The organism is Iodobacter arcticus (assembly GCF_042664895.1).
Classification (GTDB): domain Bacteria; phylum Pseudomonadota; class Gammaproteobacteria; order Burkholderiales; family Chitinibacteraceae; genus Iodobacter; species Iodobacter arcticus.
In genome coordinates this window covers 82,429-97,205 of the sequence record NZ_JBHTBQ010000012.1, presented here as the reverse complement: position 1 = coordinate 97,205, position 14,777 = coordinate 82,429, and the positions used below count along the sequence as shown (strand labels likewise).

The following is a 14,777-nucleotide window of genomic DNA, read 5'->3' as shown; positions in this document are numbered from 1 at the left end:
TACCAAGGATTTGCCCTTACTTCGGGGAGGTTGAAGCCTGCCGTGGCTTGTGACAAGCCGCGGCGGGTGTGGCTCTTTGTAAATAACGCACTGTAATTAGGATAAATTTACTAAAGATTTACCCGTCATTTCTTCTGGCTGGCTAAGGCCCATCAAAGCCAGCATGGTTGGAGCAATATCGCGTAAAGCACCGCTGCCGCGCGCCATCATGGTTGCCGGGCGACCAATATACACAAAGGGAACTTGGTCCGTTGTGTGCTGGGTATGTGGCTGATGCGCTGTGTGATCGTACATCAGCTCACAATTACCGTGATCGGCTGTGATGAGGATTTCTCCACCGGCTGCAAGCATGGCGTCAACACATTGTGCAACACTCTGGTCCAAAGCTTCAACTGCTTTAACCGCCGCGTCAAAAATACCTGAGTGGCCCACCATATCACCATTGGCATAATTACAAATAATGGCCGCGTATTGCTTGGATTCAATGGCAGCTACAAGCTGACGAGTGACTTCGGGTGCGCTCATTTCTGGCTGCAAATCGTAAGTGGCAACCTTAGGTGAGGGCACTAAGATGCGGTCTTCGCCTGCAAATTCTTTTTCTTCTCCACCGGAGAAAAAATAAGTCACGTGTGGGTATTTTTCGGTTTCTGCGATGCGCAGTTGTTTTAAGCCCAGATTGGCAATGTATTCGCCAAAGCTGTTTTGCACCTTCGGTTTGTCATAAGCCACCAGCAATGTTGGGTAGGCTGAGCCGTAATTAGTCGCGGTGCTAAAGGATGCAAATTTAGGTTGGCGCGCTTTAAAGCCATCAAAGCTCGCATCGGTCAGGGCTGTCGTGATTTGGCGTGCACGATCAGCACGGAAATTCATAAAAATCACCACATCGCCGTCTTGCATCGATGATTTTTCGCCGATGGCGGTAGCGGCAACGAATTCATCGTTTTCATCGCGCTCGTAGGCGGCAGCCAGCGCATCGGCTGCGTTAACTGCGTGGAATAAGCCCTCGCCTTCAACCATGACCTTGTAGGCAGGCTCTACGCGCTCCCAGCGCTTGTCTCTATCCATTGCCCAGTAGCGGCCTGTTACGGAGGCGATGCGTGCTGCCGGGTGGGAATCACAGACCGCTTGTAATTTGGCCAAATAGATCGCCGCACTGCGGGGGGGGGTATCACGGCCATCTAGGAAGGCGTGCACATTGATTTGACTAACACCTGCATCGCTAGCAGCTGCGATGAGCGCGTTGACATGTGCTTCGTGGCAATGCACGCCGCCATCCGAGATCAAACCTAAAATATGAAGTGTTTTACCGCTGCTTTTAGCTTGCTCGATTGCCGCAGCAAATACGGCGTTCTGGCCGATAGAGCCATCGGCTACATCACAGTCGATACGGCTGATGTCTTGTTGCAGCACCCGGCCTGCGCCGATATTTAGGTGGCCAACTTCAGAGTTACCAAACTGGCCTTTAGGTAGTCCTACATATTCTTCTGAGGCATTGATCGTGGTCCACGGGTAGGTGGCGAATAAGCGATCAAGGTGTGGTTTTTTGGCGGCAGCAATGGCGTTATCCTTTGTCTCTTCGCGGTAACCGAAGCCATCTAAAATCAACAGAAGAACAGGTTTGACGTTTTGGCTCATGTTTTATTTACCCCTATGATGGATGCTGCTATAAATTTAATGCGTACTCAGCAGCAAATAAATTTTAAATATCACTAGTATTCTAACTCATTGCATAATAGCCTCTATGACGTTTGGCAATATTTCTACCATATTAACCAAGAAATAATTAGAATATCCCCTTAAACCTTTTTAATCTTAGATAGCGATTATGGCCAATTCCATTGAGCATATGGACGACCTCCACATTGATCAGGCATCGCGTGCAATGAAGGCGATGTCGCACCCGCTACGCTTGAAGATTCTGTGCGTTTTAGGAGATAAAGAAGTCAGCGTGCAAGATATCGTTGAGCAGGTGGGGACTACACAATCAAATATTTCTCAGCATTTAGCCCTGATGCGCGAGAAAGGAGTGCTGCGTACTCGCAAAGATGCCAATCGGGTGTACTACCGGGTGGGAGATTTGCGTACGCTTGAAGTGATTGTGATGTTAAGAAACGTGTTCTGCGGCTTTTAGTGACTTACATCGCGTACGGTGTACGCGATGTAAATGCTGTAATGGCTTTGTTATTTACGCGTTAATTCTTTTAAATAATTTTCAAGCTTTTCTTTTTTTAGCCTTCCCAGCTCAATTGCAATTCGTTCGCCTTTTGCATTGTAAATAGCCGTAAAGGGTAATCCTCCCAGTTGATTGCCTTCTTTACGCATTAATTCCATTGCATTGGCTTCGCCTATTAATATTGGATAATTAATCCCATATTGTTTAGAAAAAGCCGCCACATCTTTTTGCTCATCAATGGCAATCCCAATAAATTGCACTTTTCCTGCATATTGCTTTTGTAAGGCAATAAATTCCGGAATTTCTTCCCGGCATGGGCCGCACCATGTTGCCCAGAAATTAACAATCATCGGCTTGCCTTTCCATTGGGAAATGGCCTGTATTTTGTTTTTTAAATCAGGCAGTTGAGCTGAGAAAATAGCTGTTTCTGCCTGAACAAAACCACTCAGTAAACTAAATACAATCAGCCATTTTTTCATTTTTTTTCCTGTTTAAGTCGCTCTAGGGTGGCTTGGAATGCAGCCGGGCTTTGGTAGCCAATAACACGCTCGTTTAAAAACTGCCCATTGCTGCCGGTAAATAAAATAGCGGGTGGGCCAAATAGTTTGAAGCGTTTTAATAGGGCTTGATCTGCTGCGTTATTTTGCGTGACATCAGCTCGCAGCAATACCATATCTGCTAATGATTTTTGAATCTGTGGATCACTTAGGGTATCGCGTTCAAATTCTTTACAGGCAATGCACCAATCGGCATAGAAATCTAACATCACCATTTTGCCATTGGCTAGGCTGATGGCCTGATTTAATTCTTGTTCAGAGGTAATGGCGGTAAATTGCGGGCCTGTTTCTGAGCCGGATTTCTCCCATAAGGGCCGAGCCACCCAGACGGCCATAAGCAGTAATAAAATACCAAAAACAATTTTTACCCCTCTCATAACGCTGCCTGAGAGCCTAGGCAGGATGCTGCCGCCAAAAGCACCAATGGCCAGCAGGGGCAGGCCCAGCCCTAGTGCCAGCATATAGAGTGCGCTGCCACCCAGTAGTAAATCGCCTGTTTGGCCTAAATAAGCCAGTGCTGCAGCTAGGGGTGGGGCGATACAAGGGCCAACAATCAGGGCTGAGAGCGCTCCCATTGCAAATACCGAAGTGAATTGGCCACCGGGCAGGCGATTAGACCAATCATTCATTTTGCTTTGAATGCGGCCAGACAATTGCAGATCAAACAGCCCAAACATGGCGAGCGCCATCAGGACAAAAAACAGAGAAAACAGTGCAATTACAAAAGGTTGTTGTAAGGCTACAACAAGTAAAGTGCCGGTTGCGGCGGCGGCAATACCAATCAGGGTGTAGCTCAGCGCCAAGCCTTGCACATAGGTAAAGGTCAGCCCTAGTGCACGCATTTTGCCCTGCTGGCCGTTACCCAGCACGATGCCAGACACAATAGGAATCAGCGGATACATACAGGAAGTCAGTGCAAGTGCGAGGCCGCCTAAGAAAAAGACACCAAGGGTGGCAAGAAGCCCTCCGCTGAAATAAATATCGGCCCCGCTAGGGCCGATTTCAGCAGGAATGGAGCTTTTACCAAACAACTGATCCAGCGCGTCTTTGGGAGGCTCGCCTAGTTTTAAGAGCTGTGTTTGTGGCGGGTAGCACACGCCGACTTCGGCACAGCCTTGGAATTTGGCTGTAATGGCCGCATCTAATGGAAACGGGGTGCTGGATTTAATCCGCACTGCGATATCGTGTTTGTAAACTTGCACTTTGCCAAAGCTGGGGTCATTTTTCTCTATGCCTTTGGGCAGCTCAGGCTGTATGGGCAGATTGGCTTTAAAGCTGATGCGATCCCGATACAGATAATAGCCTGGTGCCACTTTAAAGCGTGCTTCTACAGTATGGTCATCAATCTGTACCATATAGGCTTGGAATGCTTTTTCGGGCGGCAGTAAATCGTCCGCAGCATGGGCCGTGCCAAGTAATGCAAGTAAAAAGAAAACGATACGAAGCATCATACTTGCACCTCTTTACTCACCCAGTTTAGATAGGCGGGGAGACCTGTGGCGGGGCTTAGGGCAATAATTTCGGCTACCTCGTAAGGGTGGTTTTCCTGAAGCCAAGCTTCTAAAGCAGGATAAGCGGCTTGGGTCGTTTTAATCAGCAGGGGAACTTCCTGCGCGATTTCGATTCTTTCATTCCATCGGTATGTAGATTGTACTGGCGCCAATTGGTTCACACAGGCAGCTAGTCGGGCTGTTACAAGGCCGGTGGCTAAACGATTTGCTACATCCTCGTCTGGGCAATTGCACAAGACGATCAAAATATTATCTGGAGTTGTCATGCCTTACCTGCTGTTATTACTTTTTGTGGCTTACCCGATTGCTGAAATTATCACGATTGTTTTGCTGGCAAAAGCCATTGGTACTTTTTGGGTGGTGCTCTGGTTGATTGCGGCTTTTTTCAGCGGTTTACTGATGTTGCGTCATCACAAATTAGCGGTGGGCGCGGCCTTATTTGGTGATTTACGCTCTGGTCGCTTATCAATTCATAGCCTGTTTGCTGTAGCTCGCTACTATATTGCTGCTGTTTTGCTGCTACTCCCCGGTATTTTGGGCGATGTAGTGGCACTGGTCTTATTGTTGCCTTGGGGCCGTTTAGCAAAGAATAAAGCCGACCCGGCAGGGCCGTTTTCAGCTCCGGGTGCGCAGGGTGATGTGATTGATGGTGAATATCGTCAGGTTAAGCCTGATATGGATCGTTTACAGGGCTAACTAAAATCAGCATTTCAAGATTTGGGTTTGCGTTGCATCACATTGCTCATTAAAAATCGCCGCGTGGGCTGCCCACGCGGCGATTTTTTTATTTCAGCATAATCATACTGACACCCTGCAAAATGATTTGCTCAAGGCTCGGCACCACTACGCTGAGCACCAGTTGAATCGCTAAAATCAGCACCAGCGGTGTGATATCTACCCCGCCAATCGGTGGAATAAAGCGATGCAGCGGGCGCAGAAAAGGCGCGGTCAGTGCAGTCAGAATTGGCATCAAGGGGTTATAAGGCGCAAGCCAAGACATCAGTGCTTGGCCAATGACGGTGGCAAACAGCAGATATAAAGACATCTTGCAGACTTCGAGTAGCGCAGCCAGTGCCAGTGAAAACAGCGAAAACGGCGCGGTAAAGTCAAAAGGCCAGGGCGATAGTGCCAATAGCACGGCGTGCATGAACAAGGCCACCAGCCACGCCAGCATCAGGCTGGCGCTATCCAGCCCGCGAAATGGCGGCAAAATACGCCTTACCGGAATCACTGCCCAATTGGTTAAGGACAAAACAAACTGCGTAAGCGGGTGTTTAAATGGAATTCGCGCTGCTTGTAAAAAGAAGCGCGCCAGCAGCAGCAAGATAAAAAATTCGGATAAATTGCGAATTAAAAAATTGAATGTGTTTGCAAGCATTGTAAATCCTTAGACTTCAAGACTGCGTGTGGATTCTTCTCCCAACTCGCGGGAGCGCGCGGCAGCTGCCGAAGCCGCCGCAATAATGGTGGTGCGCACTTGGCTGGTTTCGAGAGCATTAATAGCGCGCTCGGTTGTGCCGCCTTTGGAGGTCACTTTTTGTCTTAAGGTGGCAGCATCATCTTCGCTTTGCATGGCCAGTTTCACTGCGCCTGAAAAGGTTTGGTAAGCCAGTTTACGAGCGATTTCTGGCCCAAAACCCTGAGCACGGGCCGCAGCTTGTAAGGCTTCCATAAAATAGAATACATAGGCCGGGCCAGAGCCGGAAATCGCGGTAATGCCATCGATATCGCTTTCTTTTTCTACCCACACCATCTCGCCAATTGCGGCCAGCATGCGTTCGGTTAATTCCCGATCGGCATCGCTCACTTCCGCTGTGGCGTAAGCGCCTGACATTCCTTCTTGCACAAGTGCCGGGGTATTGGGCATAACACGCACAATACGCGGGTAAACATCCAACCATTGCGATAGCGTATCTGCTCTGACGCCTGCGGCAATAGAGATCACCAGAGCGCCATTGAGCTGCAGGCGCAAAGATTTGGCTACCGCTTGTAATTGCTGTGGTTTTACTGCAAATAAAATGGCATCACTTTTAGGAAGTGGCGTTTCGGGTGCGCTGCTGCTGACACCAAAATTGCTGCTCAGTTGTTCGCGCTTGGCAGCATCGGGTTCAACGACATGGATTTGAGCAGCCTCAAAACCTTGCTTGATCATGCCGCCTATCATCGCGATGGCCATATTGCCGCCGCCGATAAAAGTGATTTTCATATATTCCTTACAGGTAAGTGCGAGTGCCGAATAGGGCAGTGCCCACTCGTACGAGGGTGGAACCTTCGCTAATGGCGGTTTCTAAATCACTAGACATGCCCATTGATAATGTATCGACAGGTATTCCTTGGGTAATCAGCTGGTTTTGTAAGTCTCGCAGCACTTTAAATTGCTTTGCCAGCTGTGATAAGTCTGGCGTGGGCTCGGGTATGCACATTAAACCGCGTAATTGTATACGTGGTAATTGACAGATTTTTGTCGCTAGCGCTAAGCATTCATCGGGGGCAATACCTGATTTCGATGTTTCCCCCGATACATTAACCTGAATACAGACATTTAAATGAGGCAGATGTTCCGGGCGTTGTGCAGAAAGCCGTTCGGCGATCTTTAAACGATCAATTGAATGGACCCAGTCTGCCAACTCTGCCACAGATCGGGTTTTATTGCTCTGTAGCGGCCCGATAAAATGCCAAACTAACTCATTACAATCGATTAAAGCTGCGTGTTTATCTATTAACTCTTGAACATAATTTTCACCAAAGGCCCGCTGTCCTATTAAATAAAGCTCTCTTATTGCTTCACTTGGGAAGGTCTTACTCACTGCCAACAAGGCAACAGCGTTGATTTCGCGCTGATTGGCGGCAGCGGCTTTTGCAATGCGCTCTCTCACACCTTGCCATGCTGTAAATATCGTTGCCATAATGGGTTATCAACTCTAGTGTGGTGCTCTGCATATAGACTGGGCTTAAATGGAATTCCTATCCCATTTTTGCAAGTTGCTTGGTTTGAGCGATCGTTACGAAAGAATGTCGGGTCTTATAGAGAAGTTCGAGCAAGGGCTGTTTAAAACGAAAAAATACTCTGTAAGGGGTAATCGGCTTTCCTAAGGCGGTAGATCACTTTCAAGTCCGAGCGACTGCTTGGATATTATTACGCGAAAACCCACTATGCGGACAGGATTAAACAATGGAAATCTCTGAATTATTAGCTTTCACCGTCAAAAACAAAGCATCAGACTTACATCTTTCGTCTGGTTTGCCTCCGATGATTCGCGTTGACGGGGATATTCGCCGGATTAATACGCCTGCGCTATCGCATAAAGACGTGCACGATATGGTGTACGACATTATGAACGACGGCCAGCGTAAGATTTACGAAGATACTTTGGAATGCGACTTTTCTTTCGAAATACCGCGTTTAGCACGTTTTCGGGTGAATGCCTTTGTGCAAAACCGTGGAGCGAGTGCTGTTTTTCGGGTGATTCCTTCGGATATCAAAACGCTTGAAGAGCTGGGCTGCCCACGTATTTTCCAAGACATTGCCGAAACACCGCGTGGCTTGGTGTTGGTGACCGGGCCAACAGGCTCGGGTAAATCCACTACTTTGGCGGCAATGATCAACTATATCAATGCCAATGAATACGGCCATATCTTAACCGTGGAAGACCCGATTGAATTTGTCCACACCTCGCAAAAGTGCCTGATTAACCAGCGTGAAGTTGGTCCGCATACCATGAGCTTCTCTAATGCTTTGCGCTCAGCACTGCGTGAAGACCCTGATGTGATTCTGGTAGGGGAAATGCGCGATCTGGAAACCATCCGTCTGGCGCTGACTGCCGCTGAAACCGGTCACTTAGTGTTTGGTACTTTGCATACCTCATCAGCGGCTAAAACCATTGACCGTGTGGTGGATGTATTCCCTGCGGCAGAAAAAGAAATGGTGCGCTCAATGTTGTCTGAATCATTACGCGCCGTGATTTCACAAACGCTGCTGAAAAAGAAAGAAGGCGGGCGGGTGGCTGCGCATGAAGTGATGATCGGGATTCCGGCTATTCGTAACTTGATTCGTGAAAATAAAATTGCGCAAATGTATTCAGCGATTCAAACCGGCTCGCAATTTGGGATGCAAACGCTGGATCAGTGTTTACAGGGCTTATTACAGCGCAATATTATTTCCCTGCCTGAGGCCAGAATGAAAGCGGCTATTCCTGATAATTTCAGGGGCTAAGTGATTGGCGCAAAACACCCGAGGATTGCTTGCCTGCTGCTAGCAAGCATTTTTTTGTTTTGCTCCTGTTGCAGTTATAAGCTTTATGTACCGTTTTTTTGCATTTAGATTAGCGTCTAAAAGGTGATAAAGCGGTGCATCATTTTCGAAAGACTTGTCGTTTGTTTAAATGTTTTTGCTTGTTAAATAAGTAAGATATTCTTGATTAAGATAAAATGCCTTACTTGCCTTTTAATGAACATATTGCGTAAAGAAGAATAAAAATGGAAAAGGAACAAGCCGCAAAATTTATGCATGATCTTTTGCGGCATATGCGCGGTAAAGGGGCCTCAGATTTATTTATTACGGCTGATTTTCCGCCTGCAATGAAGATTGACGGGAAAGTGACGCCGGTTTCAAATCAAATTCTGACGGCACAGCATAGTAAGGAATTAGCGCGGGCGATTATGAATGATCGCCAGGCCGAAGATTTTGAAGGCACTAAAGAATGTAATTTTGCGATCAGCCCCGGCCAGCTCGGGCGTTTTCGCGTGAATGCGTTTATGCAGCAGGGCCAGGTAGGCATGGTGCTGCGTACCATTAATTCAGAAATCCCTTCGTTGGAAGATTTAGGCCTGCCGCCTGTATTACGCGATATTGCGATGGCAAAGCGGGGCTTGGTGATTTTTGTAGGTGGTACAGGCTCGGGTAAATCGACCTCGCTGGCGGCCATGATTGGCCACCGGAATGAGCATGGTTATGATCACATCATCACCATTGAAGACCCGATTGAATATGTTCACGCGCATAAAAATTGTATTGTGACCCAGCGTGAAGTGGGGGTGGACACCGATAGCTGGCAAGCTGCACTGAAAAACACCCTGCGCCAGGCACCAGATGTGATTTTGATTGGTGAAATTCGTGATCGCGAAACCATGGATTACGCGATTGCCTTCTCTGAAACAGGTCACCTTTGCATGGCGACTTTGCACGCCAACTCGGCCAATCAGGCGCTGGACCGGATTATCAACTTTTTCCCGGAAGAGCGCCGTCAGCAGCTCTTGATGGATTTATCTTTAAATCTTCGCTCGTTTGTTTCTCAGCGGCTGATTCCGCATCGCACTGGTAAAGGCCGGGTGGCGGCTGTGGAAGTGATGCTGAATAGCCCTTTGATCTCTGAATTGATTTTTAAAGGTGAAGTGCACGAAATCAAAGAAATCATGAAGAAATCGCGTGAGCTGGGAATGCAGACATTCGATCAGGCATTGTTTGATCATTATGAAGCAGGAAAAATCACTTACGAAGATGCTTTGCGCAATGCCGATTCAGTTAATGATTTACGATTGAGCATTAAGCTGCAAGGTTCAGAAGCGAAGCATACGGATATTCTTTCTGGTCTTGATCATCTTGATATCGTTTAAATGTGCTTATGCGACTGATTCGGTTTTTAATAGGTTTAAGCTTTGTTGTACAGCCATTGCAGGCTGCTGTATTGGGGGATATCCAAGTTCGGTCTGCACTGGGTGAGCGCTTTAATGCCCGAATTAATGTTATTGCTAATGAAAATGAAGAGTTAAATCAGCAGTGCTTTCGTCTTGTTTCTATTGTCGATGGTGGCTCTGCTCATTTAAATGCACGTTTATCTTTTGAATCGAATGAAGATGGTGGTCTGCTTAGCTTGCGTGGTGATGAGCCTTTGCAAGAGCCGCTGCTGCATTTCTCGATTCGTCTGCGTTGCCCTAGCGAAAAAAGCCCTGTTTTTCAGCGTGATTACAATGTGCTGCTTGATCCGCGTGAATACCGCGCCAAGCAGGGCGGAGGAGATTTTGCCTTAGCCGCGCCTGCTGCCCGTCGCAATCTGCCCGCTTTTTCTGGCGTTTGGCAAAGTCAGGAGGGAGACTCTGTAGAACGGATTGCACGGGCTTATTTTCCGCAGGATAGGGCTAGCCGCGCACGGATGGTGGATGAAATTTACCGGCTTAATGCCGATTTAGCGCAAAACACACATGCTCGCTTACCGCTTAATACCGAGGTGAGGCTACCTGATCGCAAAAGTTTACTGCCTGCTGCAGCCAATATGCAGAATAGGGTAGAGCCTGTGCAGGCACAAACGAGCGGTGGGCCAGATGCTTTGCAAATTGCCCCCGTGCCTCTGCCGAGAGTTGAGCAAGGCGGCTTTCATTTGCGCTTATCCGAGCCTGTTTTGGCTTTCCGGCAAAAAGCCCAATTAAGCCCGGAAGATAGTTTACGGGCGCGTGAGCGTTTGCAACTACTGGAAAGTGACGATCAAGCCGCGCAGCTTTTGCAATTTAAATATCAAATTAGCCAGCTAGAGAAGCAACTCACTGCCATGCAGGCAGAGCGTTCTTCTCAGGGGCTTTCTTTAGAGTCAGCGCCTGCTTTGGCCGGGCTTAATCGCTTACCGAGTGCATGGTGGTTATTACTTTTGCTGCTGTTGCCACTATTTTACTTGGTGCGCCGGCAAGGGCATATTGCGAAGGAAGTGCAATATGCTTTCCCTTTGGGGCAAAGCACCTTTGCGCCTAGCACCGCACCCTTGGGCGAGCGATTACGCGAAGCCGTGCCGGATCGGCAGCAGGTTATGGGCGTGGTGAATAATTTTTCTCAGGCGGCGTCCGATTGGAGCCGTGATGATGTGGATGTAGTGCAGCCTAAAAATGTTTCTGAAGAAGCGCAGATGCTGCTTGATCATGGATTAATCACTCAGGCGATTAATCTGTTAAAGAGCGAAATTGAGCAATACCCTAGCGGCTTGGCTTTATGGATGAAGCTGTTTGAAGTGTATGTTAGCCAGGGAATGCGTCAGGAATTTCAAAATCGGGCTGTTGGCTTTCGCTTACAATTTTCTAGTGATGGTCTATGGCAGCAAGTGCAGAATATGGGCAGAGATTTAGACCCGGATAATCCACTTTATTTATCTTTAGATGAAAACACAACGCCCTTGATGTTCCCCGATGATGCGATCAGCTTCTCGCCGCCAGATAGCAAAATGGAACATGTCGATTTTGCGACGGGTGAAATTCTGCAGGTTAAAGCAGATCCCTGGAATCTAGAGCCGGATCCGATTGAGCACGCTGTGCAAGCCGAGCGGAGCGAATTAGCGCAGGTAGAAAATAGTTTTCCGGAAATACCCGGTCTGGATCTGGCTCATTTTCTGAGCGACGATCCCGCTTTGCAGCAGGTGGTGCAGCATTTAGAGCAGCAAGATATTCATAGTGCCTGCCAAGCCTTAGAGCAATTGCTTTATCGCGGCAGCATGGAGCAGCGCCAAACGGCGATCAAGTGGCTGGATATTTTGATTCCATTGCAGATGTAATGGCCAAAAAAGAAGCCAGCGCGATGCTGGCTTCTTTATCGGGCATTCACAAATTAAACAGTTTTATGCGCCGCTAAAGTTTTAGCCAAATACTGCCCAGTATGGCTGGTCGTGCAGGCCGCTAGTTCTTCTGGTGTGCCGCTCATTAAGATACGACCACCACCCGCGCCGCCTTCCGGCCCCAGATCAATCACCCAGTCTGCCGTTTTCACTACATCCAGATTGTGCTCGATCACCACCACGGTATTGCCGTGCTCGCGCAGGCGATGCAATACCGCCAGCAGCTGGTCGATATCATGGAAATGCAAACCTGTGGTTGGCTCATCCAGGATATAAAGGGTGCGGCCGGTATCGCGTTTGGATAGCTCCAGCGCCAGCTTCACGCGTTGTGCTTCACCGCCAGACAGTGTGGTGGCGCTTTGGCCTAAGCGGATGTAATCCAGCCCCACATCAGTCAGCGTTTTAAGCTTACGCGCCACCGTCGGCACGGCCTCAAAAAATGCCAGCGCTTGCTCGACGGTCATCCCCAACACTTCGGTGATGTTTTTACCTTTGTACTGCACTTCCAGCGTTTCGCGGTTGTAGCGCTTGCCGTGGCAAACATCGCAAGGCACATAGACATCGGGCAGAAAGTGCATCTCTACCTTAAGAACACCGTCACCTTGGCAAGCTTCGCAGCGGCCACCTTTCACATTAAAGCTAAAACGCCCAGGCCCGTAACCGCGTTCGCGGCTGGTTGGCACGCCGGCAAACAGCTCACGAATCGGCGTAAACATGCCGGTATAGGTGGCAGGGTTAGAGCGCGGGGTGCGGCCAATTGGCGATTGATCGACGTTAATCACTTTATCAAAGTGATCCAGCCCGGTGATGCTTTCAAACGGAGCTGGCTCGCCTGATGCGCCGTTGAGTTCTTTCGCAGCGATGGTATACAGCGTGTCATTGATGAGGGTAGATTTACCCGAGCCTGATACGCCGGTAATGCAGACAAACAAGCCAACCGGCAGCCTCAGCTCAACGTGCTTCAGGTTATTACCCGTTGCGCCTTTCAGCGATAGCCATTTTTCTGGATCAGGCTGGCGGCGTACTTCTGGAATAGCGATTCGCCGCGCGCCAGATAAAAACTGCCCGGTGATTGAGCGTGGCTCATTCATGATGTCTTCGGGTGTACCCGCAGCCACCACTTCACCGCCATGCACACCCGCGCCCGGCCCCATATCCACCAGATAATCGGCCATGCGGATGGCGTCTTCATCGTGCTCAACCACGATCACGGTGTTGTCTAGGTCGCGCAGATGGCGCAGCGTGCCTAGCAGGCGATCATTATCGCGTTGATGCAGGCCAATCGATGGCTCATCTAACACATACATCACGCCGGTTAAGCCTGAGCCAATTTGGCTAGCAAGGCGAATTCGCTGTGCCTCACCACCCGATAGGGTATCGGCGCTGCGATCTAGGCTCAGGTAATCCAAGCCAACGTTAACCAAAAAGCCGAGGCGCTCGCGAATTTCTTTAACGATTTTTTCTGCGATCTGGGCTTTTGCGCCAGTCAGCGTTAAGCCCGCAAAATAGCCTGCAGTATCTTTCAATGCCATACGGCTGACTTCGTGCAGATTACATTCACCAACGCGCACATTACGTGCCTCAATGCGCAATCTTGCGCCGCCGCAATGCGGGCAGGGCTGGTTGTTTTGGTATTTGGCTAATTCTTCACGCACGGCCATCGAATCGGTTTCGACATAACGACGTTCTAAGTTGGGGATAATCCCTTCAAAGGCGTGCGAGCGAGAAACCTTATTGCCGCGCTCGTTCATATAGGTGAAAGCAATCTCTTCGGTACCCGAGCCATGCAACACGGCTTGCTGTACTTCTTCTGTCAGCCCAGTCCATGCCTCGCTGACATCAAAGCCATAGTGCTCAGCAATGCTGGTCAGCATTTGGAAGTAAAACTGATTACGCTTATCCCAGCCCTTAATCGCACCCGCCGCCAAGCTTAAATCAGGGTGAGCCACAACACGCTTAGGATCAAAGAAAGTGATCTGGCCTAAGCCTTCGCACTTAGGGCAAGCGCCCATGGGATTATTAAACGAGAACAGGCGAGGCTCCAGCTCTGGCAGGCTGTAGCTACAAATCGGACAGGCAAACTTGGCCGAGAACCAATGCTCTTTACCGCTATCCATTTCCAGCGCAATGGCGCGGCCTTCGGCGTGGCGCAGGGCGGTTTCAAAGGACTCGGCGAGGCGCTGCTTCACGTCTTCCCGCACTTTTAACCGATCAACCACTACTTCGATGGTGTGTTTTTTGTTTTTATCTAGCTTAGGCGTTTCATCCAGCTCGTAGATTTCGCCATCGACGCGAACGCGCACAAAGCCTTGCGCGCGCAGCTCGTCAAATAGATCGACGTTCTCGCCTTTTTTGCCGACCACGATCGGTGCCAGCACCATTAACTTGGTTTCTTCTGGCAGCGCTAAAACGTGATCAACCATCTGGCTAACGGTTTGTGATTGCAAAGGCTGCTTATGCTCGGGGCAAAATGGCGTGCCGACGCGGGCAAATAAAAGACGCAGATAATCGTGGATTTCCGTTACCGTGCCAACGGTGGAACGCGGATTATGGCTGGTGGCTTTTTGCTCGATAGAGATCGCTGGGCTGAGGCCCTCGATCAGATCGACATCGGGTTTTTCCATCAATTGTAAAAATTGCCGCGCATAAGCGGATAGCGATTCCACATAGCGACGCTGGCCCTCGGCATACAAGGTATCAAACGCCAGAGACGATTTGCCTGAGCCGGAAAGCCCCGTAATCACAACTAAACTGCCGCGTGGCAGGTCGAGATTAACGTTTTTTAAATTGTGCGTGCGAGCGCCGCGAATGCGAATTTGCGGGGCTTCGGATGATTCGATACGACGGTACGACATAAAGGCCGGTATCTGCAGTAAAGAGGAATCGGATAATATACCGGACTTTCCTGTCGAAAGTGTGTTGGAAGCATTTACTTGACCATTACATT

General features: G+C 49.1%; 13 protein-coding genes. 5 read left to right on the top strand and 8 right to left on the bottom strand.

The features are described from left to right. Positions 1 to 96: 96 nt before the first annotated feature. Positions 97 to 1,635: a 2,3-bisphosphoglycerate-independent phosphoglycerate mutase gene (gpmI, locus tag ACFQNF_RS07565; RefSeq protein WP_380187390.1), complete on the bottom strand. Its 1,539-nt coding sequence runs from the start codon at positions 1,633 to 1,635 to the stop codon at positions 97 to 99. 190 nt (positions 1,636 to 1,825) lie between these two features. Here gpmI and ACFQNF_RS07560 point away from each other — a divergent pair, with 190 nt between their 5' ends. Further along, on the top strand, positions 1,826 to 2,131 hold the full coding sequence (locus tag ACFQNF_RS07560; RefSeq protein ID WP_380187388.1) for an ArsR/SmtB family transcription factor: 306 nt from the start codon (positions 1,826 to 1,828) through the stop codon (positions 2,129 to 2,131). A gap of 50 nt (positions 2,132 to 2,181) precedes the next feature. Here the strand turns inward: ACFQNF_RS07560 and ACFQNF_RS07555 are convergent, their stop codons facing one another. Genes ACFQNF_RS07555 through cutA form a run of 3 tightly spaced genes read right to left on the bottom strand, consistent with a single transcriptional unit; the run spans position 2,182 to position 4,507 of the window. Continuing rightward, entirely contained in the window at positions 2,182 to 2,652 is a 471-nt protein-coding gene (locus ACFQNF_RS07555; protein WP_380187387.1) for a TlpA family protein disulfide reductase, read from the bottom strand. Continuing rightward, a complete protein-coding gene (dsbD, locus tag ACFQNF_RS07550) occupies positions 2,649 to 4,181 on the bottom strand; it encodes a protein-disulfide reductase DsbD (protein ID WP_380187385.1) in 1,533 nt (510 codons plus the stop codon). Before dsbD ends, ACFQNF_RS07555 begins: the two co-directional genes overlap by 4 nt. After that, a complete protein-coding gene (gene cutA, locus ACFQNF_RS07545) occupies positions 4,178 to 4,507 on the bottom strand; it encodes a divalent-cation tolerance protein CutA (protein WP_380187383.1) in 330 nt (109 codons plus the stop codon). Before cutA ends, dsbD begins: the two co-directional genes overlap by 4 nt. Here cutA and ACFQNF_RS07540 point away from each other — a divergent pair. Further along, a complete protein-coding gene (locus ACFQNF_RS07540; protein WP_380187382.1) occupies positions 4,506 to 4,937 on the top strand; it encodes an FxsA family protein in 432 nt (143 codons plus the stop codon). The two genes, cutA and ACFQNF_RS07540, sit on opposite strands and share 2 nt — an antisense overlap. Positions 4,938 to 5,025: 88 nt before the next feature. Here ACFQNF_RS07540 and ACFQNF_RS07535 read toward each other — a convergent pair whose 3' ends face one another. From ACFQNF_RS07535 to ACFQNF_RS07525, 3 genes are read right to left on the bottom strand one after another with little or no spacing between them, the layout of a single operon-like run. Further along, positions 5,026 to 5,619, bottom strand: coding sequence for a YggT family protein (locus ACFQNF_RS07535; RefSeq protein WP_380187380.1), 594 nt, complete (start codon positions 5,617 to 5,619; stop codon positions 5,026 to 5,028). A gap of 9 nt (positions 5,620 to 5,628) precedes the next feature. After that, on the bottom strand, positions 5,629 to 6,447 hold the full coding sequence (gene proC / locus ACFQNF_RS07530; protein ID WP_380187378.1) for a pyrroline-5-carboxylate reductase: 819 nt from the start codon (positions 6,445 to 6,447) through the stop codon (positions 5,629 to 5,631). A 7-nt stretch (positions 6,448 to 6,454) separates the two neighbouring features. Next, complete coding sequence (locus ACFQNF_RS07525; protein ID WP_380187506.1) at positions 6,455 to 7,150, bottom strand: YggS family pyridoxal phosphate-dependent enzyme; 696 nt, start codon at positions 7,148 to 7,150, stop codon at positions 6,455 to 6,457. Between the two features lie 263 nt (positions 7,151 to 7,413). Between ACFQNF_RS07525 and ACFQNF_RS07520 the strand changes: the two genes are divergently transcribed. From ACFQNF_RS07520 to ACFQNF_RS07510, 3 genes are all read left to right on the top strand, one after another. Further along, complete coding sequence (locus ACFQNF_RS07520) at positions 7,414 to 8,454, top strand: type IV pilus twitching motility protein PilT (RefSeq protein WP_046352384.1); 1,041 nt, start codon at positions 7,414 to 7,416, stop codon at positions 8,452 to 8,454. Positions 8,455 to 8,717: 263 nt separating this feature from the next. Continuing rightward, entirely contained in the window at positions 8,718 to 9,854 is a 1,137-nt protein-coding gene (locus ACFQNF_RS07515; RefSeq protein ID WP_380187376.1) for a PilT/PilU family type 4a pilus ATPase, read from the top strand. Between the two features lie 8 nt (positions 9,855 to 9,862). Continuing rightward, positions 9,863 to 11,770: a type IV pilus assembly protein FimV gene (locus ACFQNF_RS07510; protein ID WP_380187375.1), complete on the top strand. Its 1,908-nt coding sequence runs from the start codon at positions 9,863 to 9,865 to the stop codon at positions 11,768 to 11,770. 53 nt (positions 11,771 to 11,823) lie between these two features. On the opposite strand, the gene uvrA is transcribed toward ACFQNF_RS07510, so the two are convergent. After that, entirely contained in the window at positions 11,824 to 14,685 is a 2,862-nt protein-coding gene (gene uvrA / locus ACFQNF_RS07505; RefSeq protein ID WP_380187373.1) for an excinuclease ABC subunit UvrA, read from the bottom strand. Positions 14,686 to 14,777 lie beyond the last annotated feature (92 nt).

Excerpts from the sequence above, each read along its gene's own strand:
- gpmI (WP_380187390.1), bottom strand. The coding sequence starts at position 1,635 with ATGAGCCAAAACGTCAAACCTGTTCTTCTGTTGATTTTAGATGGCTTC.
- ACFQNF_RS07560 (WP_380187388.1), top strand. The coding sequence starts at position 1,826 with ATGGCCAATTCCATTGAGCATATGGACGACCTCCACATTGATCAGGCA.
- ACFQNF_RS07555 (WP_380187387.1), bottom strand. The coding sequence starts at position 2,652 with ATGAAAAAATGGCTGATTGTATTTAGTTTACTGAGTGGTTTTGTTCAG.
- dsbD (WP_380187385.1), bottom strand. The coding sequence starts at position 4,181 with ATGATGCTTCGTATCGTTTTCTTTTTACTTGCATTACTTGGCACGGCC.
- ACFQNF_RS07540 (WP_380187382.1), top strand. The coding sequence starts at position 4,506 with ATGCCTTACCTGCTGTTATTACTTTTTGTGGCTTACCCGATTGCTGAA.
- cutA (WP_380187383.1), bottom strand. The coding sequence starts at position 4,507 with ATGACAACTCCAGATAATATTTTGATCGTCTTGTGCAATTGCCCAGAC.
- ACFQNF_RS07535 (WP_380187380.1), bottom strand. The coding sequence starts at position 5,619 with ATGCTTGCAAACACATTCAATTTTTTAATTCGCAATTTATCCGAATTT.
- proC (WP_380187378.1), bottom strand. The coding sequence starts at position 6,447 with ATGAAAATCACTTTTATCGGCGGCGGCAATATGGCCATCGCGATGATA.
- ACFQNF_RS07520 (WP_046352384.1), top strand. The coding sequence starts at position 7,414 with ATGGAAATCTCTGAATTATTAGCTTTCACCGTCAAAAACAAAGCATCA.
- ACFQNF_RS07515 (WP_380187376.1), top strand. The coding sequence starts at position 8,718 with ATGGAAAAGGAACAAGCCGCAAAATTTATGCATGATCTTTTGCGGCAT.
- ACFQNF_RS07510 (WP_380187375.1), top strand. The coding sequence starts at position 9,863 with ATGCGACTGATTCGGTTTTTAATAGGTTTAAGCTTTGTTGTACAGCCA.
- uvrA (WP_380187373.1), bottom strand. The coding sequence starts at position 14,685 with ATGTCGTACCGTCGTATCGAATCATCCGAAGCCCCGCAAATTCGCATT.